Below are 25,797 nucleotides of genomic sequence, written 5' to 3' on the forward strand. Positions count from 1 at the left end.
ACGCGCATGACAACCCATACCTTCAAACCCGACATGCCCCCGCCGAGTAGCAGCATCGGCATCGTGGCGTGGATGCGCGCCAACATGTTCTCCAGTTGGCTCAACACCCTGCTGACCCTGTTCGCGTTCTACCTGATCTACCTGGTGGTGCCGCCGATCCTCAGTTGGGCGGTCATCGACGCCAATTGGGTCGGCACCGAGCGGGCCGATTGCACCAAGGAGGGCGCCTGCTGGGTGTTCATCCAGCAGCGCTTTGGCCAGTTCATGTACGGCTACTACCCAGCCGATCTGCGCTGGCGCGTGGACCTGACCGTGTGGCTGGCGGTGATAGGCGTCGCACCACTGTTCATTTCGCGTTTCCCGCGCAAGGCGATCTACGGCCTGAGCTTTCTGGTGGTCTACCCGATCCTGGCGTACACCTTGCTCCACGGCGGCTGGTTGGGCCTGAGCACCGTGGCCACCAGCCAATGGGGCGGGTTGATGCTGACCCTGGTGATCGCCACTGTGGGCATCGCCGGCGCCTTGCCGTTGGGCATCGTCCTGGCCCTGGGGCGGCGCTCGAACATGCCAGCTATTCGTGTGGTCTGCGTGACCTTCATCGAGTTCTGGCGCGGTGTTCCGTTGATTACGGTGCTGTTCATGTCCTCGGTGATGCTGCCGTTGTTCCTGCCCGAAGGCATGAACTTCGACAAGCTGCTGCGGGCCTTGATCGGTGTGATCCTGTTCCAGTCAGCCTACGTTGCCGAAGTGGTGCGCGGTGGCTTGCAGGCCATCCCCAAGGGCCAGTACGAAGCGGCGGCGGCCATGGGCCTGGGCTACTGGCGCAGCATGGGCCTGGTGATTCTGCCGCAGGCCTTGAAGTTGGTGATTCCGGGCATCGTCAACACCTTCATCGCCCTGTTCAAGGACACCAGCCTGGTCATCATCATCGGCCTGTTCGACCTGCTCAACAGCGTCAAGCAAGCCGCCGCCGACCCCAAGTGGCTAGGCATGGCCACTGAAGGCTATGTGTTCGCGGCCCTGGTGTTCTGGATTTTCTGTTTTGGCATGTCGCGCTATTCCATGCACCTGGAACGCAAACTCGACACCGGCCACAAGCGTTAGGAGTTTTCTGATGAGCGAAGCAATCAAACAGCCTGTGAGCCCTGAAGGCATTATTCAGATGCAGGGCGTAAACAAGTGGTACGGCCAGTTTCACGTGCTCAAGGACATCAACCTGGACGTCAAGCAAGGCGAGCGTATTGTCTTGTGCGGGCCTTCAGGTTCGGGCAAGTCCACTACTATCCGCTGCCTCAATCGCCTGGAAGAACACCAGCAGGGGCGCATCGTGGTCGATGGCGTGGAACTGACCAACGACCTCAAGCAGATCGAAGCGATCCGCCGCGAAGTGGGCATGGTGTTCCAGCACTTCAACCTGTTCCCGCACCTGACCATCCTGCAGAACTGCACCCTGGCGCCGATGTGGGTGCGCAAGTTGCCCAAGCGCAAGGCCGAGGAAATCGCCATGCATTACCTGGAGCGCGTGCGCATTCCAGAGCAGGCGCACAAGTTCCCGGGGCAGCTTTCCGGTGGCCAGCAACAGCGCGTGGCGATTGCCCGGGCGCTGTGCATGAAACCCAAGATCATGCTGTTCGACGAACCCACTTCGGCCCTGGACCCGGAGATGGTCAAGGAGGTGTTGGACACCATGATCGGCCTGGCTGAAGACGGCATGACCATGCTCTGCGTGACCCACGAAATGGGCTTTGCCCGCACCGTGGCCAACCGCGTGATCTTCATGGACAAGGGTGAAATCGTCGAGCAAGCCGCACCGAACGACTTCTTCGATAACCCGCAAAATGACCGCACCAAGCTGTTCCTGAGCCAGATCCTGCATTGATGGGCAATTAATTAAGATGGGCTCTTGTGGGGGCGAGCAGGCTCGCTCCCACACGTTGCCTGTCAGGTAGCGGTCAGGGTCTCGTGATCCTTGTGCACCCGCTGCTTGAGTTGCCGTAGTCCACCCCTTCTCCCAGCGTCCTGGCATCGGCTAACAGATGCGGGTATCGATCCAGCAAACGCATCAGCACGGCCAACGGCTTAGGCGGCAATACCTCGCCGCGTTCCTAACGGGAAAACGCGTTGTGCCCGCCACCGGACAGCAATAGCACTGCGTCTTTTTGCGACAGGTGCAGTCTGCGGCGGATGCGCTTCATTTCTGCACCGATTTCCTGCCGGGCGGCGATGACCCACTTGAATTTTTATGGCGCATTGAATGTGCTGATAAAGCTGGCTAGCATGTCGGAAAATTCATCCGATGATTGGATGAAAAGGCGAAATTCAATGACAGAAATACTTCCAATCGTTAAGCGCTCTCTGGTGGATCAGGCCCTGGAGCAATTACGCCTGCGCATCTCCAACGGCCTGTGGGTGGTAGGCCAGCGCTTGCCCACCGAGCCGGAACTGGCGAGCGAGTTGGGCATCAGCCGCAACACGGTGCGCGAGGCCATGCGGGTGCTGGCGTTTTGCGGGCTGATCGAGATTCGCCAGGGTGATGGCAGTTACCTGCGCGCCGTGGTCGACCCGATGGACACCCTCAAGGTGCTATCGCGCTGTTCCCTGAACCAGGCCCGCGAAACCCGGCAGATCCTTGAGGTCGAAGCCATCGGCCTGGCCGCGCTGCGCCGTACCGATGAGGACCTCAAGGCCCTGCATGAGGCGCTGGACATCAGCGGCCGCCATTACCACGGCGACCTCGACCACTACATCGCCTGCGACCTGACCTTCCATCGGCGCTTGGTGGAGGCCGCGCACAACCCGACCTTGAGCGAGCTGTATCGTTATTTTTCCAGCATCGTCGGCGCGCAATTGCGCCAGACCCTGAACATCACGCCACGGCGCCAGGAAGTGTTCGACTTGCATATCGAACTGTTGGCGGCGGTTGAACAACAAGATCCAGAACGGGCCAAGGCCCTGATGAGGCAACTGATTAATGAGCCCTGAAACCGACAACGCCTTGCCTGCCCGGCCCCACGACAGCCCTCACGCCAAGCGCACGGCCGAGTTGGAGGAACTGCTGATCGACGCTGAAGCCGACGACGAGCAGGTGCAACACGCCCCCCCTGTGGTGCTGCGCCCTTGGCTGTTGTTGCTGGGGCTGGTGCTGGTGGCGCTGAACCTGCGCCCGGCCCTGTCGAGCATGGCGCCGCTGCTGGGCGAGGTGTCGCGCAACCTGGGGTTGTCGGCGGCCCAGGCCGGGTTACTGACCACCTTGCCGGTGCTGTGCCTGGGCCTGTTCGCGCCCCTGGCGCCGGTGCTGGCACGGCGCTTTGGCGCCGAGCGGGTGGTGCTGGGCATTTTGCTCACCCTGGGCGGCGGCATTGTCCTGCGCAGTTCGTTCGGCGAGGTCGGGTTGTTTGCCGGCAGCATCCTGGCTGGCGCCAGCATCGGTGTGATCGGCGTGTTGTTGCCGGGTATCGTCAAGCGCGATTTCGCCAAGCACGCGGGCACCATGACCGGGGTCTACACCATGGCCCTGTGCCTGGGCGCGGCGATGGCGGCGGGGGCGACCGTGCCGCTGAGCCAGCACTTTGGCCAGAACTGGGCCATGGGCCTGGGCTTTTGGGTGGTGCCGGCGGTGCTGGCGGCGATGTTCTGGTTGCCGCAAGTGGGGCGTCGCCAAGGTGCGCACCATGCCGCCTACCGGGTGCGCGGGCTATTGCGCGATCCGCTGGCCTGGCAGGTGACGTTGTACATGGGCCTGCAATCGTCCCTGGCCTACATCGTGTTCGGCTGGTTGCCGTCGATCCTTATCGGCCGGGGCCTGACGCCAACCCAGGCAGGGTTGGTGCTGTCGGGTTCGGTGATCGTGCAGTTGGCCAGCTCCCTGGCCGCGCCCTGGCTGGCGACGCGGGGCAAGGACCAGCGCCTGGCGATTGTCATCGTCATGTTGCTGGCCCTGGCGGGCTTGTTCGGCTGCCTGTACGCGCCCCTCGACGGCCTGTGGGGCTGGGCGATCCTGCTGGGCCTGGGCCAGGGCGGCACCTTTGCCCTGGCGCTGACCCTGATCGTGCTGCGCTCGCGCGACGCCCACGTGGCGGCGAATTTATCGAGCATGGCCCAGGGTTTTGGCTACACCCTAGCGTCCATGGGGCCCTTCGCTGTGGGCCTGGTGCACGACTGGACCGGCGGCTGGACGGCCCTGGGCTGGATCTTCGGGGTCATTGGCCTGGGAGCGATCATCGCGGGGCTGGGGGCCGGGCGGGCGCTATATGTGAATGTGGTGAGTGAGAAGGTGGGGTAGGGTTCATCTGTTTTCTTGGGGCGGGCGGGGGTGTTTTTTTGAGGTGCAACTATTTCAAAACTCGATCCGCCATATCCAGCTTGGCCCCGACAAACTAAGGCCGCCGCCAGTTGATTCTCGATTTAACCGTTACTCCCTCTTTACCCATCAACTCCATCGCCATGTAGCCGTTCCATCCATCCAATATTCCGCCCACGACGCTGACCCCAACATCCATGTTCGCCAATCTCGGCAAGGTCAAATGACGGTCGATGATGACCTTCCTTGCGCCTGCAAGGGCGGTGCACTGAGTTGGGCGGGACGGGTCACGGCGTAGCGCAACGGCAATAGCGCCAGGCCTCGTTTGTCGCAGACGCGGTAGATTTTCGATGGGTCGCATTCAGGCATTAGTGGCTATCCGGCTTCGGATGGGCGTTTTCATAAGCTTCGGCAGCGAGTTGCGCCTTCTCGCGATACTCAAGCAAGGCGGCCTCTGCTGCTGCATCCATACCGGCAACCACCCCGCACGACACAGGCTCAGGCAAACGATAAGGATCGTCCAGAGGGACTTGGCAGGCCTCTTCTACCTCATCAGGCCAGCGCGGGCGCCGACAGGTGAGCTGGGATATCCAACGAAAAAATGCCCAGGGCACGGTCAACAACATAAAAGAGGGAGAGTGCCCACTTGTACCGCCGACTTGTATGGTCAAGCAGTTTCGCCAAGTTGGCTCGGTGGAAATAACCAACGCCAGGGGTGGGAAGGGCAAAGTGGCTGGGGACTCTTCCATGTAACGGCGGATCATTTCCCAGTGTTGCAAAGCCTCTGCGCGCGTATCACTCAAATACCCTATCGCAAAAGTGCACTCAACAAAACCATCCACACTAAGTATATGACAGCGCAAATCATATATAACACTAGAGCCATCACCCGCTCGACCGATAAACCAATAAGCGTCATCCCAGTTGACCTCCATTGCTCTAAGATATTTATTCCCCGCAAAGACATACACCTTACGCGTCTTACGGTTAAAGCGAATAGGATAGTAAGTATATCGAAAAAAATCTTTCAAAATCACCACGACAAATACAATCAACAGCAAACCCACAAACAAGAAAGGTGCGAATGAGAGATCAAACAGCCGATTTATCGGGAGAGCGCTATCCTCCTTGTATAGAGCATATGCCGCAGAGCCAAACAGGATTGCAAACCACAGTAAAACAATAGCGAAAATCACCCCCCACATCGCAGCCCAGCCGCGGAGAAAAAAATAGCGATCGACATACTCAACGAAAACACCATTCATTTTAACTATGCCTTTATCTACTGGAGGTAAATTTATTGGCACGCCAACTCGAAGCCTCTCATCAATCTCATACTTATTTAACGGACGATTGATTTTATAACGAGTTATCCAACCGTCAAAAATTCGCCCCCTCGCACTCATTTACCCACCTCATCTTGTACCCCTAAAAGTATTTTCCATGCTACGTCCTGTGCAGATAGACTTTCAAATGGGACAGTCCTCTCGATGCCAAATGGCGTTTGACCTAACCAAATCTCAATTTTATTATCTGTAATCACATTAACAATCCAGTCCCCAAGCAAAGAAAGCCCCGCAAGAACTAGGAAAACCACAAACCCGAAACCGGCAGTCATAAAACCAAACAGTATCCCAAGCGAGGCACCAAGCCCTATAAGCCCCGTAAACAAACGCAAAAAAAAAACCGGACTATCTCCTTTATTTTTCGCATCAAACGCGCCCATTAAATCTACGAGAGCAGTCAAACCTCCAGCAACGGCTCCAAGTGTTCGACCTATGAATTCAAGTCCACCAAGTTTTATTGCTTTACTTTCGATGATTCGTCTTAAGCTCTGAGCCAAACGCATCTGCTCAATTGGGTATCTACTCCACGCGCGGTGTGCAAGATCAGCCCCAGCACCCGCCAAACCCACTACCGCCGCCGTCAAATTAACCCCCGCCTTCGCCGTAACTCCCTCTTTATCCACCAACTGCACCGCCATGTACGCATTCCACCCATCCAATACCCCACCCACCACGCCGACCCCGACATCCAGGTTCGCCAGCCTGGGCAAGGTCGCCTGACGTTGTGCCACCACCCGCCGCAGTTCGTCCTGGCTCAGGAGCAAGGGGGCGTTGCTGTTCAGTTTGCCGCGGTGGTCGACGGTCAAGGCTTTGCCCACGTCGGCGTCGTACATCAGGTACCAGTTGAAAACCTTTTTCTGGCGGGCATTTCTGTTGCCTGTGGGTTCACGCACGCCTGCTTGTCGTTCCAGTTGCTTGAGCTCCTTGCTGACTTTGTCCTGCAAGGCCTTGCGGTCAATCCCCGGCTGCAACAACGCTACTTTTTCGCTGATGATGTGCGCCATCTGCGCCTCGGATGCCGTGGTCGACAACGCCAGGATCTGCTTGCCCGACAAGGCCCCCAGCAACCCCAACAGGCGGTAGCGGATCCCCAAATCCAACGCCCCGGATGCCCCGGCCTTCAAAGGGGTACCCAGGCTGCGCACCATGGCCCCGCTAATTTGGTGAGCCCACCCAAACCGCCGCTGACCTGGCCTTTGTCGTACTCATCCAGCAGTAGGCATCGGGGGTCACCATCTAGGCCTTCCACTCGTCGCGGCAGATTTTCGAGGGCGCGCGTTCAGGCATTAGTGGGTACCCGGCTTCGGATGGGCGTTTTCATAAGCTTCGGCAGCGAGTTGCGCCTTCTCGCGATACTCAAGCAAGGCGGCCTCTGCTGCTACATCCATACCGGCAACCACCCCGCACGACACAGGCTCAGGCAAACGATAAGGATCGTCCGGAGGGACTTGGCAGGCCTCTTCCACCTCATCAGGCCAGCGCGGGCGCCGACAGGTGAGCTGGGATATCCAACGAAAAAATGCCCAGGGCACGGTCAACAACATAAAAGAGGGAGAGTGCCCACTTGTACCGCCGACTTGTATGGTCAAGCAGTTTCGCCAAGTTGGCTCGGTGGAAATAACCAACGCCAGGGGTGGGAAGGGCAAAGTGGCTGGGGACTCTTCCATGTAACGGCGGATCATTTCCCAGTGTTGGAGGATCTCTGCGCGAGTCGCTGCAAAATGCCCCACTGCAAAGGTGTCACGTACAATGCCCTGCGTATCAAGAACATGACAGCGCAGGTCATAACTTATATCTGACCCGTCACGTGTTCGACCGACAAACCAGTAGGCCTTATCCCAATCCAACGCTAATACGCCACCCTTACCATTGTGGCGAAATACATACACTTTGCGATTTAGTCGATTAAATCGAATTGGGTAATGTGTATAACAAAAAAAATCCTTTTGTAACCCAAAAAAGCATATTGCCGCAAGTAACAACCCAAACAGCACAGTTGCAAGCCAGCCAGAAAAAACATACTCAAACGTTAGAGTACCCCCATTATTTGGCGGAGTATGTATAGACCCCCCGAACAAAAAAAACAAATATAGACATGCACCTGCAATAGGCATACATCCCATCGCGGCCCAGCCGCGCAGATAAAAATAACGATCTATAAACTCTAGAAACGCACCATTGGCCTTAATCAGACCTCTATCCGATGGCCAAATATCAATTGGCACACTTGTATTCAGCGACTCATCAAGCTCATACGGATTTAATTCTCTGTTGATTTTATAACTTGTCAACCAGCCTTCAAATTCCCTTGAGTCCTTACTCACTAAACGCCTCCACTGTCCATCTTCGTTATTTTTATCCATGCTTCTTCTTGGCTAGCTAAGGATTCAAACAAATTCGCCTCATTCGTACCGAAGGGCGTTTGCCCCAACCACCCCTCGACCTTATCCTCGCGAATCAAACCTATGAGCCATTCTCCAAGTAGCGACAATCCTGCCAAAATCAAAAAAACAACAAATCCAATACCAACCGTCATAACCCCGAAGAGTATAGCCAGCGAGGCTACTCCACCAATAATCCCTACCGAAAGGCGCAGAACAAAGACGGGGAAGTCACCATTCTCTCTTGCATCCAGCGCAGTCATAACATCAAACAACGCAGTAAACAAACCACCAGACGCCGCCAATACTCTTCCAACAAACTTTAGAAGTTTCACATCAATTATTATGCGCCCCCCGAAGAGCTTCCAAGATTCAGCTAGTCGAAGTTTACCGAAAGGATACTTGGACCATACAGTCCCCGCCAACTCCGCCCCTGCCCCCGCCAAACTAAACGCCGCCGCCGTCAAATTAACCCCCGCCTTCGCCGTAACTCCCTCTTTATCCACCAACTGCACCGCCATGTACGCATTCCACCCATCCAATACCCCACCCACCACGCCGACCCCGACATCCAGGTTCGCCAGCCTGGGCAAGGTCGCCTGACGTTGTGCCACCACCCGCCGCAGTTCGTCCTGGCTCAGGAGCAAGGGGGCGTTGCTGTTCAGTTTGCCGCGGTGGTCGACGGTCAAGGCTTTGCCCACGTCGGCGTCGTACATCAGGTACCAGTTGAAAACCTTTTTCTGGCGGGCATTTCTGTTGCCTGTGGGTTCACGCACGCCTGCTTGTCGTTCCAGTTGCTTGAGCTCCTTGCTGACTTTGTCCTGCAAGGCCTTGCGGTCAATCCCCAGCTGCAACAACGCTACTTTTTCGCTGATGATGTGCGCCATCTGCGCCTCGGATGCCGTGGTCGACAACGCCAGGATCTGCTTGCCCGACAAGGCCCCCAGCAACCCCAACAGGCGGTAGCGGATCCCCAAATCCAGCGCCCCGGATGCCCCGGCCTTCAAAGGGGTACCCAGGCTGCGCACCATGGCCCCGCTAATTTGGTGAGCCCACCCGGCCGCCCTGGCCAAGCCGCCGCCGACCTGGCCTTTGTCGTACTCATGCAGCACATGGGCGAAGGCATTGAGCACGTTGCGCCAGGCGAAAGGATTGCCCAGGGCCAGCTCCGGCGTGGCGGCTTCATCCAGGCGCGCGGCAATCTGGCGGTTGTTCAACACCAGGGCGCGCAGGGTGAGGTTGTCGGGGTCGCTGTAGCGCCCGCGCAAATCTTCCACCAGCCTGTCGAGAATCAACGCGTGGCCGGTCAACCCGGTCAAACACGTGGTCACCAACGTGGTGAAACACAGCCCGCTGTCCCAGTCCTCCTCGTCGTGGTTGCACTGCATGCTGTGGCGAAAAGCCTCGCTCCAGTACCAGCCGGCCAAGGCCTGCACCAGCGGCGTGACCGTTTGCTGCATAAAGCGCTCGAGGTCAACCTGCAGTTGCGCCTCAAAAGCGGCACGGTCGTCTTCGCGGTAATTATCGACATAGCGCGCCCAGGCTTGGGTACGGGCTTTTTGCTCTTGAGCCGCAGGCAAGGTGGAAAAGATCAGATCGTTGCGCTTACGGTCCGCTTCGCTCCATTCCGGGTATAGCGGCATGCCTTCTAACGTTGCATAACGCTCGCCTTGATGGCGCTGCAATGCCTTGGCCACGGCGTCTTCTTCCATCATCTGGCGCAGTCCCTGGATGGCCGTTGACGTGGCTTTTTTCCAGTCACGATCATCTTGGCGCTCAAACCGTTCCACCCGGCCGAGGGTGAGACTGTTGAGTTCCAAGGCGATGCCCACCGGGTCCATCAGCGCCACCATGGCGGCTGGCACGCCTTGGCTTGAGGCCAGGGCACTGGCCAAAAACGGCTCAAGGTCGTCGTGACCGCTCTGAAAAGCCTGGGGGGAGTCGCTCAACGCCCCGTCTCCTGGGACCGGCAGGTGATACTCGGCCACGCACTCGTGGGCCGTGGCCAAACCGGCCAAGTGCGCCTGCTGCCCCTGGCTGTTGGACCACGCCCCGATATCGATGCAGCGCATATGGCGTTCCCGGTAAGCCTGCTGCCGGTGGCGCTCCAGCACCCGCGCCGTCCAGGCTACGTCGCTGAAACCCAGCCAGATTTTTGTGGAGCGAGTCGCATCAGGAATCATCACGCAGCGCGAGGACGCCGACTTGGCCATGCGTTTACAAGGCACAGCCCCTTCGAGGTTGGGCGGGGTTTTGTCGTGGATGTCGTACTCAAACAGGTAGGCATCGGTGGTCACTACATAGGCCTTCCACTCGCCACGCCTTTCATTGAACACATACAGGTAACCGCCGCGCAGGAGGCGCAGGGTGTAGTGGGCGCTGTCGCCGGGCAACGGCACCTGCTCCAGGCCCTGACCGAAAGGCGCCTGCAAGGGCGGAGCACTGAGTTGGGCGGGACGGGCCACGGCATAGCGCAGCGGCAAGAGCGCCAGGCCTTTTTGGTCACAGATGGAGCAGATTTTCGAGGGGTCGCATTGGCTCACAGAGCCTCCTTGGGCGCTGTGCTGGCCCAGTGCTCGTCAGCGCCGGGGTTGGCGCGCACGCGAGCGCAGAGGGTAAGGACTGGGCCTCCCGAGCTGATGTCGGACAAATCCTTTTTTCAGGACGGCCGCTTCTTGTTCCTTGGGTGAGGTGACCCCCCGATCCTCCCCCCCCCTACAAATAAACCAACTCCAACGTCCCAGACCCATCGAGCCGCACATCGGTGCTCAGGTCCAGCACCTGTTTGGCCGCAATCACCACCTCAACACCCAACAGGCTCGTCAGGTGTTGCAAGGCCGCCGGGCCGCTGGTGCTGCCCTGGATGTCGGTAAAACCCAGGTAGCTGCGGGCGCCGACCTGGATCGGGTTGAGGTTGGCCATGCGCCACGCCAGGCCAGCGGTGGTGGATTCTGTGCCGAGGATCTGCCCATGGCTGTCGGCGACGGTGAGCGTGGGGTCGAACGTCACCGAGTACAGGCCGATGCGGTTGCCTGCGTTGTCCAACCCCAGGCCGTAGTAGATCTCGCTGTTGACCATGGCGGTGCCGTCGCGGTTGTCGCGCATGCGCAGGGCGAAGCGGCTCAAGCCGTCGCAGTCGATGGCCAGCGTCAGGTTGCGGCGGGGCAGGCGCGTGCCTTTGTCGGCGTTGAGGTCTTGCTGGGATATTTTGCCGAAGTCGATCAGGCCACCGCTGGACAGGGTCGGGGTGCACGCTGTCGGGGTAATCAGGCCGTTGACCGCCAGGTCCACTGTTGAGGCGGCCAGGGCGGGAGCGCCGGCGCTGAGGAGGCCGATGGCCGCCCAAGTGTTCAGTCTTGCGTTCATGGTGAAGCCCTCGCTGCGTTACAGGTAGATGATCTCGATGGTGCCCGAGCCGTCGAGTGCGACTTCGTTGCTCAGGTCCAGGGCCTGGGTCGGGGCGATCCAGGCCTGGATGCTGATGTTGCCGCTCAGGTTCTGGATGGCTGCGGGGCCGGCGTGACTGCCGGGGGTGGCAGTGAAACCCAGGTAACTGCGCGCGCCGATGGGAATGGGTTGGTTGCTAGCGCCGCTCCAAGCTGTGCCGGCGGTGGTGGAGTCGGTGCGGTAGACCTGGGGCAAGGCATCGGCGCTGATATCGGCGGGGTGGATGTTGAGGTAATAACGGCCAATTTTTTGCCGACTGTTGTCCAGGCCCAGGCCGTAGGCGGTTTCGTCGGCGCCGCCAGTGGCGGTGCCTTCGCGGTTGTCGTGCATCACCAGGGCAAAGGAGGTGGGTGCGTCGCAGCGGATGCTCAGCAGCAGGCTTTTGGCCGGCAAGCGAGTGTGTTCGTCGGGGCGCAGGTCGCTGGCCGAGAGCTTGCCCAAGTCCACCACGCCGCCGCCCGACAGGCTGGGTTCGCAGGCCGCCGGGGCGAAGCGGGCTTGCAGGGTCAGGGGCTGCGAGCGGCCCGTGGCGACTGAGTCGAGCAGGCCTGAGGTTTCCCAGGTGACGGCTTCGCGCAGTTGGGTGGCATCGGCTTGGGCCCAGGCACTGACCTGCACCACCAGCGCCAGGCTCTTGCCCTGGGCGGGCACGCCATCGCGCAGCGGGGTGATGGCGTGGTTCGGTCGCCAGGCCAGGGCTTGGGCGACGTGCCCCGGCGCCTGGCCACTGCCTGCGAGCAAGCCCAGTTCCACGGCTTGGCCGTCGAGCACCGCCTCCTGTACACGCAGGGCGTAGCTGCCGCGTTCGGTGAAGCGCAGGCGTTCGGCGCTGGCGGCGGGGGCGCGGTAGAACAGGGTCATGTCTTGGGCCTGGGGGCAATTGAGCTGCACGCTGATGCGCCGTTCACCCAACAGCCATTGCGGGGCCGAGGGGTTGCGGGCAGCGCGGTTCATCAGGCCGAAATCCAGCAGCGGTCCGCTCAGGCTCAGTTGGCAGGTGTCGGCGCTGGCCTGCGGGGCGACTGCGCCGAGTAGGGCCAAGGCACAGGCGGCCATCCAGAAGGAAGGTACGAGGTTCATGGCTGTTCTCCGGTGGCTTCGCGGCACAGGGCCGGGGCAGTTTCGTAGTAACGGTCGAGGTCGGGCTGGGCTGCTAGTTCGTAGCTCAGTTCGCAGCGCGATTGCCCCGGGGCCTTGACCCACAGGCGCGGCACCTCCAGGACGTTGGTCAGGAACACCTTGCCGCCCTCCAGCACCAGGGTGACGAATTCGCCGTTGGCGTCACTTACCGTGGCCCCCCGTGGCAGCGGTTGGCCTTGGGGTGTGCTAACGGTGAGCAGCGCGCGGCGGGTTTTGCTCACCTCGAACTCGACACGGTCTACGGCGCCACGGCCGGCGGCGATCATCGCCAGGCCGTTGCCGATGTCGGCATTGCGCGGCAGTGAGCGGGTCTGCACTTGCACCGGGGTGCGGCCGTAGGCGCTGACCTGCGGCACCACAGCCTGGCCTTGCCAGTCGGTCCATACCGGGCCGCTGGGGGTGCTGACTTTGATACCGCTCATGTCCGCCACCGACAGCACGGCGAAGGTGTCGCGCACCGGGTAGGGCGACAGGGTCATGCCGGTGCCGTGCAGCACCACGGCGCCGCGCATGCCGCCCTGGTAGCTGGAGCGTTCGCCATCGTCGCAGGTGTAGTTCAGGTCCAGTTGGCTGTAGCGCGGCAGCACGGAAACCCCCAGGGAGGATTCGACCTGATGATCGCGGGTGTCTTGCTCCACCCCGACGCGGTAGCTGAACTGATCGTTGACCTGCTCGCTCATGCCTAGGCCGGTGCGGTGCTCGCCGCCGGAGTCGCGCACCCAGGTGCGACCGCGGCGATTACCGCCCAGGGGCACACTGACGCTCAGGTAGAGGCTGTTGTCCTGGTGGGCAGCGCCGCCCATTTGCCATTCGGCGCTGGCGGAAATCGACACCGCGCCCAGGTTGGTGCCCCAGGAGGCCAGGGCGCGATCACTGCTTTTACCGCCAAAGGAGGTGGTGCGCGACACACCGCCACTGAAGGCCCCCAGCCAAGGGTGCGACCAGGCAGCGCTGAGGCTTTGCTGGTCGCGGTAGCGTGCGTTGGTGCTGGAGCGCGAGTCGGCATCGAAGGCGGCGTCCTGTAATTCCCGGTAGCCTCGGGTGCGGTACGAGGTGCCGGCGCTGACCGACCAGCGCTCGCCGATTTGCTGGGACAGCGACAGGTCAGCCTGCATCCCCCGCGCTGTTTCGTCGGCCTGGCTGTCGGCCGCTTGCACGGCCACTTGCACCTGGCTGGCCGGCCATGGGGTCAGGCCCAGGCTGGCGCCGACGGAGCGGTAATCGCTGGCCGCCAGTGCGCCGAGGCCATAGCTGGCGTGGGGGGCGAGCGCGCCGCTCCAACCGGCGCTGACCACCCATGGGGCTTCGCCGCGGCTGTCGCCCAGGTTGCGTACTTGCCCGGCAGCCACCGAGAAGCCGGGGGCGGGCAGGCCGATGCCGAGCATGGCGGCGGGGACGGTGAAGCGCCGTTCCTCGCCCGCGCTTTCCTTGACCGTGACCTCGACATCGGCGCGGCTGTTGAGGCGGCGCACGTTGCTTAGGCTGAAGGGCCCGGCGGGCACCACGGTGGAGTGGATCAACGCGCCGTTTTGGCGCACCTCGACCTGCGCCGGGCTGTTGGCGACGCCCTGGATGCTGGCGCCCTGGGCCTGGTCTTGCAGGGCCTGTTCGGTGAGCACCTGCACGCCGGTGATCTGTGCCCCGGCGAGTACCGGGTTGTAGAGGTTGATCTGCCCGGCCTGGAGTACTGCTTGGTGTTGGGCGAAGGTGCGCTGGGCGTAGGCTTCCAGGTGGGTGGCGCGGGAGCTGTCATCCTGCCAGGTCTGCACCTGGCGGCTGCGCACGATCCAGTCGCCAGCATTGAAGCCCACCTCAGTGTTGGCCGAGCCGAAGCGGCTGCTGTCGTCGCCATAGCGGTTGTACAGGCCACTGAGGTCGTAGTTGAGCAGGCCGGCGAAACCGCCGGTTTCATAGCCTGACAGTTCCCGCTCCTGCGGGCGGAGGGCGTCGGTGGGCACCACCAGCGCCAGGCTCAGGCTGGCCGGGTCTTGTTCGATCAGGGTTTGCGGGTACTCACGCAAAAAGCCCTGGCAACTGTCATCGCTGCCCAGGCGCAGGCCCGCCGCGCTCAGCAGCGCTGGGGCCAGGCACAATTTGCCGTCTTGATCGAAGCGCGCATCGACTCGGCCCCGGCGTTGGCCGTTGACGGTCAGCGTCACCCGGTGCTCGCCCTGGGTGAAACGCGGCGCTTGCAGCAACAAGCTGGCCAGGTGCGGGTCGATGCCCCGTTGCTGCAGGGTTTGCAGGTCGAAGGTCGATGCACTGGCCGCCCGGGCGTCGGCCAGCAGCACGGCGGTGGCCAGGGCCAGAGCGCTGCGGGTCGGTAGCGCGCTGGTATAGGCGCAGATGGAAACGCCGGGCACGGCTTTGCCATCACGGTCAATGTCTACTGTGTTCACGCAGGGTTCTCAGGTTGTGAAATGCGTTGTGGCCGCCGCCGTTGTGCGTTGTAGCAAGCGCTCGGTCGCGTAGCGGCCGTAAAAAACGGCGGCCACAGAAACTAAGGGGCGCTGCGCACCCCAGCGCGGGCGAGCCCGCTTATTACATGAGAGGCACTTGCGGGGTCATTGCAGGGGTGCCTCGTAGGCTGCCACCGCAAAGCCGTACACCGTGGCCGGTTGCAGACGCACGCTGGTCGCACCGGGGCTGTTGGCTGCCACGCTCAGGGTTTCCCCTGGCAGCACGTAGGTGCGCGGCAGCATGGCGCTGGTCTTTCCCGGCAGCAGTTGCAGTTCCTGGGCCAGACGCACCACGTAAGGCGTGGCATTGGTGACGTGCAACTGGCCATCGCCCAGACGCCAGGTCAGGTCGGTCCAGGGCGTGCGGTTTTTCGCCAGGCCCTTGGGGTGCAGGATCACCGGCAGGTTCTGGCGCACGGTGACGCCCACCCTGGCATGGCCGTCGGCCACGGCGGAACGGCCCTGGGGCATGCCTTCGAAAATCACTCGTTTGAGGCGTTGGGTCAGCAAGGGCTTTTCGGTTTGCAGAATAAAGCGCACCAGTTGGGTCTTTGACGGCTCGACTCGGGATAGAGGTGGTGTGACGAATACCAGGGGTTCGGTGTCTTCGGGGATGTCTTCGAGGGTGACGTTGAGCAGGGCCAGGGTCGGATCGCTGTTGGTCACCGAGACCTGGGCTTCGCCCTGTTCCTCTTCGATTATCACCACCGAGGTGTCAGGGATCATGCCGTCGGCGGCGGCCGGGGCGCCAAGGCCCAGGGTCAGGCTGGCGAGGCAGGCGGCGAGCCAGCGAGGGGGAGTGTGCGTGGTCATGGGATGTCCGTAGGGGTTAAAGGGAGGCATCACAAATACCGCAGGTCCAGGGTGATCGAACCGTCCAGCGGCACCTCTTGATCCAGGGTCAGGTACATCGCGGCGTTGATCGAGGTGTCGATCCGCACGAGGGTGTCGAGCCTTGTGAGGTGCCGGGGTACGATCGCTCCGGGCTGGGCGAAGGCCATGTAGTTTCTCGGGTAGGCGTTGGGCTCGGGAAACCAGGAGGCGCCGTTGTTGCTGGAGGCCAGTGGTTGCACGGCTTGCCCATCGCCTACGGGGTTGCGGTAGGAAAACGCCACCGAGCCCAGGCGTTCGACGGGGGCATGGATGTTCTTGCCTAAGCCGTAGAAGAACCCCGGCGCCAGGGAAGAGTCGGCGCGGTTGTCCATGCCCACCAGGGCATAGAGGGTGGGTGAGCCACAGGTCACGTTCAGTTCCAGTATCTGGCTGGGCAGTACGGTGAACTCGTCCTTGTTCAGGCTTTTGGCGGGAATCCGGCCCAGGTCGATGATTCCGTTTTTGGACAGCAACACGACGCAAGCGCTGGGTGTGAGTGCGCCCTGCACGGCCAGTTGCACGCTAGAGTCGGCCAGGGCCGTGGTGGTAGCCAGCAGCGAGAGCAGCAGGGTGGGTGTGCGGGTGGATGTGTTCATGGGCTGCGGTTCACTGGGGGTGAGTGCGTCCGGTTCATGGGGGAGGCCTGTTGCCCCTGCTGCACCAAGATGCGCGGCAGGGGCATTGGCGCTTACAGGTACTTCACTTCCAGGGTGGAGAGGCCGTCGATCTGCACTTCATTGGTCAGGTCCAGGGTGCTGGCAGCGGCGATGATGGTGTTGACCACCAGTTCCACGTTCCAGATCTGCACGGGGATCGGCACGCTCAGGTCGCTTGGGGCGGCTACCGACATGTACAGCCCGGGCGTCCAGTCGCTGCCCTGGCCCCAAGTGAGGCCGCCGTCGGTGGAAGCGATAGTCTGCGCGGCGACGCTGTCGGCTTGCGGGTTGAGCAGGCCGAGGGTGTACTTGCCCAGTTTCTGGTTGCTGTTAATCAGCCCCAGGCCGTAGCCATCGGTGTCGATCGCGGACCCCGCGCGGTTGTCGATGGCGTTGAGGGCGATCAGGGTCTTGCCTTCGCAGGTGACGGTCATTTGCAGGGTATTGCTGGCGACCTGGGTCGAGGTGTCCTGGTTCAGGTCCTTGGCCGAGATCTTGCCGATGTCGATGGTGCCGCCTCCGTCCAGGGCCGGTACGCAGGCGCTCGGCACGATCAGGCCCTTGACGGTGAGGTCTACGGTGGATGCGGCGAAGCTGGCGTGTGAAGTGGCCAGCAGGAGGGCGCAAGCGGCGAAACCAAGTGTCTTGTTCATTGCTAAAGAGTTCCTTTCTAGAAGAGGGCTTAAACAGGCTGAGCCCGATTACAGGTATTTCATTTGCACGGTGATATGGCCGTCGAGCGGTACTTCGTCGGTCAGGGTCAGGTCATTGGCGCGGGCGATCATGGTGTTGAACCGCAGTTGTGCCTTGAGGGTCGTGAGCGCCGCCGGCACCAGCGGCTGGCTGGTCAGGGCAATGGCTGTCATGCCGTTGTGGCCCAGGTAGGTGGTGGGCATCCAGGTGGCGCCGCCATCCCTGGACAGAATGGCACCGGCAGGCATGTCGTCCGCCTGGCTATTGATGATGCCCAGGTAGACGCTGCCCAGTTTTTCCTCGTCATTGACCATGCCCAAGCCATGCCAGTTGTCATTGATGGCCGACGAACCGGAGCGGTTGTCCACGGTGTTGAAGGCGAGCAGGGTCGAACCTTCGCAGACCACCTCCATGTCGATCACCACGGTGGGCAGGCTGGTGTACTGGTCGGCGTTGAGCGTTTGGGCTGACACCTTGCCATGGTCGATGTCGCCGCCGCCGGTCAGGTTCAGCTGGCAGGCATTGGGGGTAATCGCCCCGTTGACGGCCAGTTGAGTATTGCTGGCGGCCAGCAGCGCGGGCGCGAATAACAGCCCGGTCAACAGCATGGGTACTGAAAGGTTCATAGGGCGATAAAGCTCCTTCGGGTCGGGGTTACAGGTAAATCACATCAAGCGTGGCGGAACCGTCGATCGGCACCTCGTCACTCAGATCCATGTTGTCTGTTCTCAGAATGCTGGTGTTGATGAGCAGGTCCATCTTCAGGTTCTTGAGGGGGATCGGCGTGGAGTTGTCCACAGGGGAACTGATGGCATGGAGGTAGCCGGGGTCCATGAATTTTTCCTTGTACCAAGTGACGCCGTTGTCGCCGGACGCGATGGTATGCGCCGGCACTTCATCGGCTAGAGGGTTCTTCATCTCCAAGTAATAGGTGCCGAGCTTTTTGGTCCCGTTGACGAAACCGATGCCGTAGCTACTCCCGGGAAAACCCGAGGTACTACGGTTATCCAGGGGCTCGAGGGCAAACAGCGTGGCCGCCTCGCAATCGATGGTTAACTGCAGCGTGACATCAGGCAGGGCGATCGGCCTGCTGGCATTGAGGTCTTTGGCCGAGATCTTGCCGTAATCGACAACGCCTGCGCTGGAGAGCATGGGGGAGCAGGCGCGGGGAGTAATGAGGCCACTGATGGCCAATTCGGTTGAACTGGCGGCAAACGCCGTGGGTGTTGCGGCAATCAATAGGGCGGTGTTGAGCGCGATGGCAAACTTGTTCATTTGATCTATGTCCGGTGCAAGGTCGGCTGACGCGCCGGGCTGAATGTGCGAGTGGCAAAAAGCCCTGGCAGGTATCCAGGTAGCGGGTCTGATTCAAGCCCTCCGTGGGAGGTGTTTTTACCCTCTGGTGGGGTAGGGCGAAATCTATCGGGGGGGGCGGCGCAGGGGAAATACAACAATTACGACATTGGCGAATTTTCCGTTCGGGACGGCTGTTCGTCGGAATTTGTAGATTTACTTGTAGGATTTTTTGTCTTTTCGTAGTTCTTGTATCGCTAAATGTCTGATGAGTTGGCTAAGGTCGCTGCCCGAATTTTTCTGTAAGACCATCAGAATGTTTTCCTTAGCTTTTGTGCGCCCCTGCTGATGCCAGCACTGAATAGGCAGCCCGGCGGCAACCCCGGACAGGGTCCGGGAATGGCGGCCCCACCCTTGTGCTGGCAGGCATCGACCGTGCTGGTGGTGGAGGACCACCCGGCTTACCGCATCTTGATGGGCTGGTGCCTGCAACGCCTGCAGGTGGGCCACGAGGTGGTCGCCGATGGCCTCGCGGCGCTGGAAGCCTTGAGGCGTCGGCCCTTTGACCTGCTCATCAGTGATTGCCGCATGCCGGTCATGGACGGCTACGCCATGGCTCGCGAAGTGCGCCGTCGTGAGCAGGCCGAGGGCAGCCCGCGCGTCCCCATCATCGCCCTGACCGCCAGCCGCGACCCCCATGAAGCTCAACGTTGCGCCGAAGCCGGCATGGACGCCTGGCAGCTCAAACCCCTAACCCTGGAAAAACTGCGCGAAGTACTCGAACGCTGGCTACCCGCGTCGGCCCTCATGGCACCAGGACCTGCTGGGCTCGCACCCCGGGGGGCAGCCTGCCTGCTGCCGACGCGGGCGCAACTAGTGAACATTTTCGGTTGCCCCGAAATGGTCGACCTGATGCTGGCCAAGTTGATCGAGGAGGTCCGGGCAGACAGCCTGATATTGGCCCAGGCGCGTATTGCACGGGATGCGGGGACCACCGCCGAACGCCTGCACCGCTTGGTGGGGGGCATTGCTTTCCTGGGGATGGCGGATCTGGAGCGGCGCGGCACGCAACTGATAAGCGCGGTCCTGGCCTCAGGGGTGGCCGTGAACGACCAGGCCCTGGCGCACTTTCGCGATGAGGTGCAAGCCTGCCTCAATCACTTGGTCGCCTTGTAGGTGATAACCCACATTTCGCACGACAAATGCAGGATGTTTCTTCTGTGTCTGTAATTTGTGTATGTAAGCTTTTTCTTTTTGTTTTGTGGGCTTTATGCGCGCTCTCGCAAACACGGGGGATGGTTGTTTAGCGCGTTTTTTTGCCGGTTGTGAGAGGCGTGCGGCAGCGGTACTTTGCGCGAATTCAATTTGCCATCATCCAGGGAGAGCACCGATGCTGCGCGTCATAATCGCCGACGACCACCCCATTGTGCGTGTCGGCCAGCGAGTGGTGATCGAGGCCGGAGGGCGCTGCAAGGTCGTAGGCGAGGCCGATGGCCCCGATGAACTGCTGGCCTTGGTGGGCAGCGTTCCCTGTGACGTGCTGGTCACTGACTTTGCCATGCCGGGCAACCGTCAGTCCGATGGCTACGGCCTGCTGGGCCTGTTGCGCCGTCAGTACCCGCACCTGCCCGTGATCCTGGTGACCATGTTCGCCAATGTCGCTACCCTGCGTGCCTCCTTTGCCCACGGTGCCCAGGCCATCGTGGCCAAGAGCGCCTCGGCCCGGGAACTGCCCAGGGCCATCAGGGCCGTGAGCGAAGGCCAGACCTTCGTCAGCGAGTGCCTGCGGGAGCAACTGGTGGAGGCGGGGTGCGGCGACCCTTCGGCGCAACCGCAGTTGTCTGGCAAGGAGCGTGAAGTGGTACGCATGCTCGCCAGCGGCATGACCGTCAGCCAGATCGCAGCCCACGTCAACCGCAGCATTTCCACCATCAGCAAGCAAAAGAGCACCGCCATGCAGCGCTTGTGCATCTCCACCGATGTGGACTTGTTCACCTATGCCCGCAGCAGCGGCATGGTGCCTTAGCACCATTGCCATTCGCCCAGCGAATGCCCGTGGTTTTCCCGGCGTTGGCGGATTATCGTGCTGCATTCTTTTTACTTGTGGAGCCTGGCCATGACTGACGCCCATAACGCCCTGATTACCGAGTTCTATCGCGCGTTCCAGCGTCTGGATGCCGAGGCGATGAGCGCCTGCTACACCGACGACGTGCTGTTCCACGACCCAGCGTTCGGCCCGTTGCGTGGCCGTGATGCCGGTGACATGTGGCGCATGCTCACCACCCGGGCCAAGGATTTCACCTTGACCTTCGACAGCGTGCGCAGCGAGGGCAACACCGGTAGCGCTCACTGGGTCGCCACCTACCTGTTCAGCCAAACTGGCCGGGTGGTGGTCAACGATATCCAGGCACGCTTTGTGTTTCGCGACGGCAAGATCTGCGAGCACCACGACCATTTCGACCTGTGGCGTTGGGCGCGTCAGGCCTTGGGCACCAAAGGCCTGTTGCTGGGCTGGACGCCCCTGGTGCGCAACGCCGTGCGGGGCCAGGCCCTGAAGGGCTTGAAGGCATTCCAGGCCAGTCGCTGATAAGATCGCGGCTTCTCTTTCCTCGCCCAGATTGCCCCGTGAACGACCTGCCCAGCCCCAAAACCTGGTTCGTGTACCTGGTGCGCGCCGCCAATGGCGCCTTGTACTGCGGCATCAGCGATGACCCGGTGCGCCGTTTCGCCGCTCACCAACGGGGCAAGGGCGCGCGGTTTTTTCTCTCCAGCCCAGCGGTGGCGCTGGTGTATACCGAAGCCTGCCGCGACAAGGGCGAAGCGCTGCGCCAGGAGCGGCTGATTAAAAAACTGCGTAAGAGCGCCAAGGAATGCCTGGTGGCCAGCGCCGCGGTGGGCCCATCACGCTGACTGATGGGTTCCCATCAGGCACTGGCGCGGATTTGCGCGCTAAGCTGCGCATTCCCCACAACGGCGAAGGTTTCCAGCATGTCCGCGTTGATCCTGCACCACTACCCGACGTCCCCATTCGCGCAAAAGGCCCGCTTGCTGCTGGGCTTCAAAGGCCTATCCTGGCGCTCGGTGAAAATCCCGCCGATGATGCCCAAACCCGACCTCACAGCCCTGACCGGCGGCTACCGCAAGACCCCGGTGCTGCAAGTCGGCGCCGATATCTACTGCGATACGGCCCTGATCGCCCGGCGCCTGGAGCAGGAAAAAGCTGCGCCGACGCTGTTCCCCCAAGGCCAGGGAATGATCGTGACGGCGTTCGCCGCGTGGGCAGACTCGGTGGTGTTCCAGCACGCGGTAAGCCTGGTGTTTCAGCCCGAATCCGTGGCCCTGCGGTTTGCCCAATTGCCGCCCGAAGCAGTCAAGGCGTTCCTGGCCGACCGTGCCGGGTTGTTCAATGGCGGCAGTGCCAGCCGGTTGTCGGCGCAGCAGGCCCGTCACCAGTGGCCGAGCATCATGGCGCGCCTGGAACAGCAGTTGCAGCATGAGCCGGGGGATTTCCTCTTCGGCGAGCCGTCGATCGCCGACTTCGCCATGGCCCACCCTTTGTGGTTCCTCAAGGGCACGCCCGTCACGGCACCGTTGGTGGACGCCTATCCGGCGGTTTCGGCCTGGTTCGCGCGGGTATTGGCGTTTGGCCAAGGCGCAGCCAGCGACATGAGCGCCGAAGAGGCCTTGCAGGTGGCCCGCGCGGCGCAACCGGCGGTGTTGCCGAGTGAGGTGTTCGCTGAACCCAACGGTGTGAAACCCGGCCAGCCAGTGCTGATCGCGGCGACCGACTACGGTGTCGATCCGGTGGCCGGTGAGTTGCTGTTTGCCGGCAGCGAAGAATTGATCCTGCGCCGCGAAGACGAACGCGCAGGCGTGGTGCATGTGCACTTCCCGCGTTTAGGCTTTCGCATCGAAGCGCAATGAGGCGCAAGCGGGCTTGCCCTAGACGGTGTTGGGCCGCTACGCGACCGAGCACGGGCAAGCCCGCTTGCTACGGTAGGGCCTTGAGGATGGCGTCCGGCTCGTAGCCGCGGATCAGCGTACCGTTGACGTCCAGGATCGGAATTCCACCACCGCCCAGTGCCTGGTAGGCCTGGCGGGCCTGGGCGTCCTTGTCGATATCGAACTCCTGGTACGGGATACCTTTGTGGTCGAGAAACCGCCGGGTGCTCTGGCAGTAACCGCACCACGCGGTGGTGTAGAACACCACTTTGGCCTGGGTGCGGGTTGCCTGCGAGACCGCTTCCCCGGGGTTGAACAAGCGCTCGACCTTGCCCCAGTTCTGATAGATCACCACCACCAGCAAAACCAGCAGGATTTTCTTCAATACACCGCCCAGCATCAGTTACGGCGCTTGAGCTGATCGGTCAGTTGGGTGGGCAGGCCCTTGATAATCAGGGTGCCGGCTTCTTCGTCGTACTCGATCTTGGAGCCCAGCAAGTGCGCCTCGAAACTGATGGACAGGCCTTCAGCGCGGCCGGTGAAACGGCGGAATTGATTGAGGGTGCGTTTGTCGGCAGGGATTTCCGGGGACAGACCGTAGTCTTTGTTGCGGATGTGGTCGTAGAAAGCTTTGGGCCGTTCTTCGTCGATCAATTCCGACAACTCTTCCAGGCCCATCGGCTCGCCGAGCTTGGCCTGGCTGCTGGCGTAGTCCACCAGGGTCTTGGTTTTCTCGCGGGCCGATTCTTCCGGCAGGTCTTCGCTTTCGACGAAGTCACTGAAGGCCTTGAGCAGGGTGCGGGTTTCGCCGGGGCCATCGACGCCTTCCTGGCAGCCGATGAAGTCGCGGAAGTACTCCGAGACTTTCTTGCCATTCTTGCCCTTGATAAAGGAGATGTACTGCTTGGACTGCTTGTTGTTCTGCCACTCGGAAATGTTGATCCGCGCCGCCAGGTGCAACTGGCCCAGGTCCAGGTGGCGCGAGGGCGTCACGTCCAGTTGCTCGGTAACAGCCACGCCTTCGCTGTGGTGTAGCAGGGCGATGGCCAGGTAGTCGGTCATGCCCTGTTGATAGTGGGCGAACAGCACATGGCCGCCGACCGACAGGTTGGACTCTTCCATCAGCTTTTGCAGGTGTTCGACCGCGACGCGGCTGAACGCGGTGAAGTCCTTGCCGCCGTCCAGGTATTCCTTGAGCCAGCCGCTGAACGGGTGCGCCCCTGATTCGCCATGGAACAGCCCCCACGCCTTGCCTTGCTTGGCGTTGTAGCTCTCGTTGAGGTCGGCGAGCATGTTTTCGATGGCCGTCGACTCTGCCAGTTCCGAGTCGCGGGCATGAAGAACGGCAGGCGTACCGTCGGGTTTTTTGTCGATCAAGTGGACGATGCAATGACGGATCGGCATGGGCTTCTCGGCTGGTGGAAGGGCGGGGGCGGGCTCGCCGGAAAAGGCCCAAGTGTACCGTACCTGCGGGTTTGGGCGCTGTCCGACGACAGATTTGGGCGGTTCTGACCCGTGTCATGCAATTTTTTATGGGTTTGAGGCGATAAAGCTGACCAATTGGGTAGGTAGAGGCGGATATTTCCCCGTCTCTGTGCTAGTTTTGCCCCCGTCTTACGCGAACTCTCGGCGTTAAGCGTGCATTCAGCACTGTCAGGTCGAACCAAACCCTGATTTCGGTATCTATAGCCCCGACCCGTCGTGGTTCCAACCGGGGTGCCAGGTCCAGAAGATCTGGCTCGATGGCTGACACTGCACTCTGCAATCCAAATGAATTTGATAGGGAAGGAACACCACAATGGCTATGACTAAAGACGAACTGATCAGCGATATCGCTGGTGCCATCGGCGAGCCGAAGACCACCGCACGCAACGCTCTGGACCAACTGGCCCAAATCGTTGCCGATCAGTTGGAAAATGGCGGCGAAATCACTCTGCCAGGCATTGGCAAGCTGAAAGTGACCGAGCGTCCTGCCCGTACTGGCCGTAACCCTTCGACTGGCGCTGCCATCGAAATCGCTGCCAAAAAAGTTATCAAGCTGGTTGTGGCTAAAGGCCTGACCGACGCTGTTAACAAGTAAGACCGAAGTTCAAAAAAAACCGTGCGCCGGAGCGATCCGGGCACGGTTTTTTATTGCCTGCGATTTGTTGGTGCTCAGTCCTTGCGGGCCCAGCGTTGGCGCCAAGCCTGCTGTTGTGCCTCGGTCTGGAACGTCCAGGCGACGAAGCGGCTCTGCTTCTGGCCCTGGGACATTTCCACCACTTGGCTTTGCAGGACGCCGGCCTTTTTCAGGGCGGTCTGGATCGCGGGCAGGTTCGAGGCTTTGGAAACCAGGGTGCTGAACCACAGCACTTGCTGGGGCACATGAGCGCTTTCGGCGATCAGTTGGGTGACGAAGCGCGCTTCACCGCCCTCGCACCACAACTCTGCCGATTGGCCGCCGAAGTTCAGCACCGGCAACTGGCGCTTGGGGTCGGCGCGGCCCAGGGCGCGCCATTTGCGCTCGCTGCCACGGGTCGCTTCGTCCATCGAGGCGTGGAACGGCGGGTTGCACATGGTCAGGTCGAAACGTTCGTTGGCCTCAAGCAAACCCAGCAGGATGTGTTTGGGGTTATTTTGCTGGCGCAACTGGATGGCTTTGTTCAGGCCATTGGATTGCACGATGGCCTTGGCGGCGGCGATGGCCTTGGGGTCGATCTCCGAACCCAGGAAGTGCCAGCGGTAGTCGCTATAGCCGATCAACGGGTAGACGCAGTTGGCGCCCATGCCGATATCCAGCACCTTGACCGGCGCGCCACGGGGGATCACGCCTTCGTTGACGCTGGCCAGCAGGTCGGCGAGGAAGTGCACGTAATCGGCACGTCCCGGTACCGGCGGGCACAGGTAGTCGGCGGGAATGTCCCAGTGGGCAACGCCATAGAAGGACTTGAGCAGCGCCCGGTTGAACACCCGCACCGCATCGGGGCTGGCGAAGTCGATGCTTTCCTTGCCGTAAGGGTTGAGGATCACAAAACGCGCCAATTCCGGTGTGGTCTTGATAAGCGCCGGGAAGTCGTAGCGACCCTGGTGGCGGTTGCGCGGGTGCAGGCTGGCCTTGGCGCGTGGCTCTACAGCCTTGGCAGGCTTGGTTTTGGTGCGCGGGGCTTTAGGTTTGCTGGGGGCGGTCATGGGCGGGTCGATTCGGGGGTTGGCTCAAAGTGGCGGGCATTGTCCCACATCTATGGGGAGTACCGATCAACTGTACGAGCCTGCTCGCTCCCCCGGTGT

26 protein-coding genes and 1 pseudogene are annotated in these 25,797 nt (G+C 61.3%); 10 read left to right on the forward strand and 17 right to left on the reverse strand.

What is annotated here, in order from left to right:
* The first annotated feature begins 6 nt into the window (after nt 1-6).
* Together AC19YR_RS09325 and AC19YR_RS09330 are read left to right on the forward strand one after the other, a co-directional pair.
* Nucleotides 7-1,104: an amino acid ABC transporter permease gene (locus AC19YR_RS09325; RefSeq protein ID WP_095106195.1), complete on the forward strand. Its 1,098-nt coding sequence runs from the start codon at nt 7-9 to the stop codon at nt 1,102-1,104.
* A 10-nt stretch (nt 1,105-1,114) separates the two neighbouring features.
* Nucleotides 1,115-1,879 carry an amino acid ABC transporter ATP-binding protein gene (locus AC19YR_RS09330; RefSeq protein ID WP_095106197.1) on the forward strand — a complete coding sequence of 255 codons (765 nt, stop codon included), beginning with the start codon at nt 1,115-1,117 and terminating at the stop codon, nt 1,877-1,879.
* A gap of 62 nt (nt 1,880-1,941) precedes the next feature.
* Here the strand turns inward: AC19YR_RS09330 and AC19YR_RS09335 are convergent.
* Nucleotides 1,942-2,216, reverse strand: a pseudogene (locus AC19YR_RS09335) (type II toxin-antitoxin system MqsA family antitoxin); the annotation flags it as partial.
* A gap of 106 nt (nt 2,217-2,322) precedes the next feature.
* Here AC19YR_RS09335 and AC19YR_RS09340 point away from each other — a divergent pair.
* Entirely contained in the window at nt 2,323-2,982 is a 660-nt protein-coding gene (locus AC19YR_RS09340; RefSeq protein ID WP_095106199.1) for a FadR/GntR family transcriptional regulator, read from the forward strand.
* A complete protein-coding gene (locus tag AC19YR_RS09345) occupies nt 2,972-4,282 on the forward strand; it encodes a CynX/NimT family MFS transporter (protein ID WP_500598138.1) in 1,311 nt (436 codons plus the stop codon). Before AC19YR_RS09340 ends, AC19YR_RS09345 begins: the two co-directional genes overlap by 11 nt.
* Before the next feature lie 237 nt (nt 4,283-4,519).
* Here AC19YR_RS09345 and AC19YR_RS09350 read toward each other — a convergent pair whose 3' ends face one another.
* The 13 genes from AC19YR_RS09350 to AC19YR_RS09410 all read right to left on the reverse strand — a co-directional run bounded on the left by AC19YR_RS09350 (nt 4,520) and on the right by AC19YR_RS09410 (nt 18,570).
* Complete coding sequence (locus AC19YR_RS09350; RefSeq protein ID WP_500598139.1) at nt 4,520-4,669, reverse strand: hypothetical protein; 150 nt, start codon at nt 4,667-4,669, stop codon at nt 4,520-4,522.
* Nucleotides 4,669-5,706 carry a DUF6708 domain-containing protein gene (locus AC19YR_RS09355; protein ID WP_500598141.1) on the reverse strand — a complete coding sequence of 346 codons (1,038 nt, stop codon included), beginning with the start codon at nt 5,704-5,706 and terminating at the stop codon, nt 4,669-4,671. Before AC19YR_RS09355 ends, AC19YR_RS09350 begins: the two co-directional genes overlap by 1 nt.
* Nucleotides 5,703-6,794 (reverse strand): hypothetical protein, encoded by a 1,092-nt coding sequence (locus AC19YR_RS09360; RefSeq protein WP_500598142.1) that lies wholly within the window; start codon nt 6,792-6,794, stop codon nt 5,703-5,705. Before AC19YR_RS09360 ends, AC19YR_RS09355 begins: the two co-directional genes overlap by 4 nt.
* A 138-nt stretch (nt 6,795-6,932) precedes the next feature.
* The gene (locus AC19YR_RS09365) at nt 6,933-8,009 is read right to left on the reverse strand and encodes a DUF6708 domain-containing protein (protein WP_500598144.1); all 1,077 of its coding nucleotides are present in this window, start codon (nt 8,007-8,009) and stop codon (nt 6,933-6,935) included.
* Entirely contained in the window at nt 7,970-10,570 is a 2,601-nt protein-coding gene (locus AC19YR_RS09370; RefSeq protein ID WP_500598146.1) for a T6SS effector BTH_I2691 family protein, read from the reverse strand. Before AC19YR_RS09370 ends, AC19YR_RS09365 begins: the two co-directional genes overlap by 40 nt.
* A 172-nt stretch (nt 10,571-10,742) precedes the next feature.
* Entirely contained in the window at nt 10,743-11,393 is a 651-nt protein-coding gene (locus tag AC19YR_RS09375) for a DUF1120 domain-containing protein (protein ID WP_500598148.1), read from the reverse strand.
* An 18-nt stretch (nt 11,394-11,411) separates the two neighbouring features.
* Nucleotides 11,412-12,554, reverse strand: a complete 1,143-nt coding sequence (locus AC19YR_RS09380) for a DUF1120 domain-containing protein (protein WP_500598150.1) — start codon at nt 12,552-12,554, stop codon at nt 11,412-11,414.
* A complete protein-coding gene (locus AC19YR_RS09385) occupies nt 12,551-15,013 on the reverse strand; it encodes a fimbria/pilus outer membrane usher protein (protein ID WP_500598152.1) in 2,463 nt (820 codons plus the stop codon). Before AC19YR_RS09385 ends, AC19YR_RS09380 begins: the two co-directional genes overlap by 4 nt.
* Nucleotides 15,014-15,178: 165 nt before the next feature.
* Entirely contained in the window at nt 15,179-15,886 is a 708-nt protein-coding gene (locus tag AC19YR_RS09390; RefSeq protein WP_095106207.1) for a fimbria/pilus chaperone family protein, read from the reverse strand.
* A 29-nt stretch (nt 15,887-15,915) separates the two neighbouring features.
* Nucleotides 15,916-16,542, reverse strand: a complete 627-nt coding sequence (locus AC19YR_RS09395; RefSeq protein ID WP_500598153.1) for a DUF1120 domain-containing protein — start codon at nt 16,540-16,542, stop codon at nt 15,916-15,918.
* A gap of 92 nt (nt 16,543-16,634) precedes the next feature.
* The gene (locus AC19YR_RS09400) at nt 16,635-17,255 is read right to left on the reverse strand and encodes a DUF1120 domain-containing protein (RefSeq protein WP_095106210.1); all 621 of its coding nucleotides are present in this window, start codon (nt 17,253-17,255) and stop codon (nt 16,635-16,637) included.
* 48 nt (nt 17,256-17,303) lie between these two features.
* Complete coding sequence (locus tag AC19YR_RS09405) at nt 17,304-17,921, reverse strand: DUF1120 domain-containing protein (protein WP_095106211.1); 618 nt, start codon at nt 17,919-17,921, stop codon at nt 17,304-17,306.
* A 28-nt stretch (nt 17,922-17,949) separates the two neighbouring features.
* Nucleotides 17,950-18,570 (reverse strand): DUF1120 domain-containing protein, encoded by a 621-nt coding sequence (locus tag AC19YR_RS09410; protein WP_500598155.1) that lies wholly within the window; start codon nt 18,568-18,570, stop codon nt 17,950-17,952.
* Between the two features lie 417 nt (nt 18,571-18,987).
* Here AC19YR_RS09410 and AC19YR_RS09415 point away from each other — a divergent pair, with 417 nt between their 5' ends.
* The 5 genes from AC19YR_RS09415 (at nt 18,988) to AC19YR_RS09435 (ending at nt 22,512) form a co-directional block, all read left to right on the forward strand.
* Entirely contained in the window at nt 18,988-19,764 is a 777-nt protein-coding gene (locus AC19YR_RS09415; RefSeq protein WP_500598157.1) for a response regulator, read from the forward strand.
* 214 nt (nt 19,765-19,978) lie between these two features.
* Nucleotides 19,979-20,614 carry a response regulator gene (locus AC19YR_RS09420; RefSeq protein ID WP_095106219.1) on the forward strand — a complete coding sequence of 212 codons (636 nt, stop codon included), beginning with the start codon at nt 19,979-19,981 and terminating at the stop codon, nt 20,612-20,614.
* 90 nt (nt 20,615-20,704) lie between these two features.
* Nucleotides 20,705-21,175 carry a nuclear transport factor 2 family protein gene (locus AC19YR_RS09425; RefSeq protein WP_095106221.1) on the forward strand — a complete coding sequence of 157 codons (471 nt, stop codon included), beginning with the start codon at nt 20,705-20,707 and terminating at the stop codon, nt 21,173-21,175.
* Between the two features lie 38 nt (nt 21,176-21,213).
* Nucleotides 21,214-21,498 carry a GIY-YIG nuclease family protein gene (locus AC19YR_RS09430; protein ID WP_095106223.1) on the forward strand — a complete coding sequence of 95 codons (285 nt, stop codon included), beginning with the start codon at nt 21,214-21,216 and terminating at the stop codon, nt 21,496-21,498.
* A gap of 78 nt (nt 21,499-21,576) precedes the next feature.
* Nucleotides 21,577-22,512: a glutathione S-transferase family protein gene (locus AC19YR_RS09435; RefSeq protein ID WP_095106225.1), complete on the forward strand. Its 936-nt coding sequence runs from the start codon at nt 21,577-21,579 to the stop codon at nt 22,510-22,512.
* A gap of 67 nt (nt 22,513-22,579) precedes the next feature.
* Here the strand turns inward: AC19YR_RS09435 and AC19YR_RS09440 are convergent, their stop codons facing one another.
* Nucleotides 22,580-22,930: a glutaredoxin family protein gene (locus AC19YR_RS09440; protein ID WP_095106226.1), complete on the reverse strand. Its 351-nt coding sequence runs from the start codon at nt 22,928-22,930 to the stop codon at nt 22,580-22,582.
* On the reverse strand, nt 22,930-23,934 hold the full coding sequence (gene yejK / locus AC19YR_RS09445) for a nucleoid-associated protein YejK (protein WP_095106227.1): 1,005 nt from the start codon (nt 23,932-23,934) through the stop codon (nt 22,930-22,932). Before yejK ends, AC19YR_RS09440 begins: the two co-directional genes overlap by 1 nt.
* 394 nt (nt 23,935-24,328) lie before the next feature.
* Here yejK and AC19YR_RS09450 point away from each other — a divergent pair, with 394 nt between their 5' ends.
* A complete protein-coding gene (locus AC19YR_RS09450) occupies nt 24,329-24,610 on the forward strand; it encodes an HU family DNA-binding protein (protein ID WP_095106229.1) in 282 nt (93 codons plus the stop codon).
* A gap of 74 nt (nt 24,611-24,684) precedes the next feature.
* Here the strand turns inward: AC19YR_RS09450 and rlmF are convergent, their stop codons facing one another.
* Nucleotides 24,685-25,698, reverse strand: coding sequence for a 23S rRNA (adenine(1618)-N(6))-methyltransferase RlmF (rlmF, locus tag AC19YR_RS09455; protein ID WP_095106230.1), 1,014 nt, complete (start codon nt 25,696-25,698; stop codon nt 24,685-24,687).
* Nucleotides 25,699-25,797: the final 99 nt, after the last annotated feature.

This window comes from Pseudomonas sp. MF08817, assembly GCF_059862705.1.

Bases quoted from the DNA above. Each gene is read 5' to 3' on its own strand.
- yejK (WP_095106227.1), bottom strand. From the start codon at position 23,934: ATGCCGATCCGTCATTGCATCGTCCACTTGATCGACAAAAAACCCGAC.
- AC19YR_RS09415 (WP_500598157.1), top strand. From the start codon at position 18,988: ATGGCGGCCCCACCCTTGTGCTGGCAGGCATCGACCGTGCTGGTGGTG.
- AC19YR_RS09350 (WP_500598139.1), bottom strand. From the start codon at position 4,669: ATGCCTGAATGCGACCCATCGAAAATCTACCGCGTCTGCGACAAACGA.
- AC19YR_RS09375 (WP_500598148.1), bottom strand. From the start codon at position 11,393: ATGAACGCAAGACTGAACACTTGGGCGGCCATCGGCCTCCTCAGCGCC.
- AC19YR_RS09355 (WP_500598141.1), bottom strand. From the start codon at position 5,706: ATGAGTGCGAGGGGGCGAATTTTTGACGGTTGGATAACTCGTTATAAA.
- AC19YR_RS09395 (WP_500598153.1), bottom strand. From the start codon at position 16,542: ATGAACACATCCACCCGCACACCCACCCTGCTGCTCTCGCTGCTGGCT.
- rlmF (WP_095106230.1), bottom strand. From the start codon at position 25,698: ATGACCGCCCCCAGCAAACCTAAAGCCCCGCGCACCAAAACCAAGCCT.
- AC19YR_RS09435 (WP_095106225.1), top strand. From the start codon at position 21,577: ATGTCCGCGTTGATCCTGCACCACTACCCGACGTCCCCATTCGCGCAA.
- AC19YR_RS09425 (WP_095106221.1), top strand. From the start codon at position 20,705: ATGACTGACGCCCATAACGCCCTGATTACCGAGTTCTATCGCGCGTTC.
- AC19YR_RS09450 (WP_095106229.1), top strand. From the start codon at position 24,329: ATGGCTATGACTAAAGACGAACTGATCAGCGATATCGCTGGTGCCATC.
- AC19YR_RS09390 (WP_095106207.1), bottom strand. From the start codon at position 15,886: ATGACCACGCACACTCCCCCTCGCTGGCTCGCCGCCTGCCTCGCCAGC.
- AC19YR_RS09360 (WP_500598142.1), bottom strand. From the start codon at position 6,794: ATGGTGCGCAGCCTGGGTACCCCTTTGAAGGCCGGGGCATCCGGGGCG.
- AC19YR_RS09345 (WP_500598138.1), top strand. From the start codon at position 2,972: ATGAGCCCTGAAACCGACAACGCCTTGCCTGCCCGGCCCCACGACAGC.
- AC19YR_RS09365 (WP_500598144.1), bottom strand. From the start codon at position 8,009: ATGGATAAAAATAACGAAGATGGACAGTGGAGGCGTTTAGTGAGTAAG.
- AC19YR_RS09420 (WP_095106219.1), top strand. From the start codon at position 19,979: ATGCTGCGCGTCATAATCGCCGACGACCACCCCATTGTGCGTGTCGGC.
- AC19YR_RS09405 (WP_095106211.1), bottom strand. From the start codon at position 17,921: ATGAACCTTTCAGTACCCATGCTGTTGACCGGGCTGTTATTCGCGCCC.
- AC19YR_RS09340 (WP_095106199.1), top strand. From the start codon at position 2,323: ATGACAGAAATACTTCCAATCGTTAAGCGCTCTCTGGTGGATCAGGCC.
- AC19YR_RS09330 (WP_095106197.1), top strand. From the start codon at position 1,115: ATGAGCGAAGCAATCAAACAGCCTGTGAGCCCTGAAGGCATTATTCAG.
- AC19YR_RS09410 (WP_500598155.1), bottom strand. From the start codon at position 18,570: ATGAACAAGTTTGCCATCGCGCTCAACACCGCCCTATTGATTGCCGCA.
- AC19YR_RS09440 (WP_095106226.1), bottom strand. From the start codon at position 22,930: ATGCTGGGCGGTGTATTGAAGAAAATCCTGCTGGTTTTGCTGGTGGTG.
- AC19YR_RS09325 (WP_095106195.1), top strand. From the start codon at position 7: ATGACAACCCATACCTTCAAACCCGACATGCCCCCGCCGAGTAGCAGC.
- AC19YR_RS09400 (WP_095106210.1), bottom strand. From the start codon at position 17,255: ATGAACAAGACACTTGGTTTCGCCGCTTGCGCCCTCCTGCTGGCCACT.
- AC19YR_RS09380 (WP_500598150.1), bottom strand. From the start codon at position 12,554: ATGAACCTCGTACCTTCCTTCTGGATGGCCGCCTGTGCCTTGGCCCTA.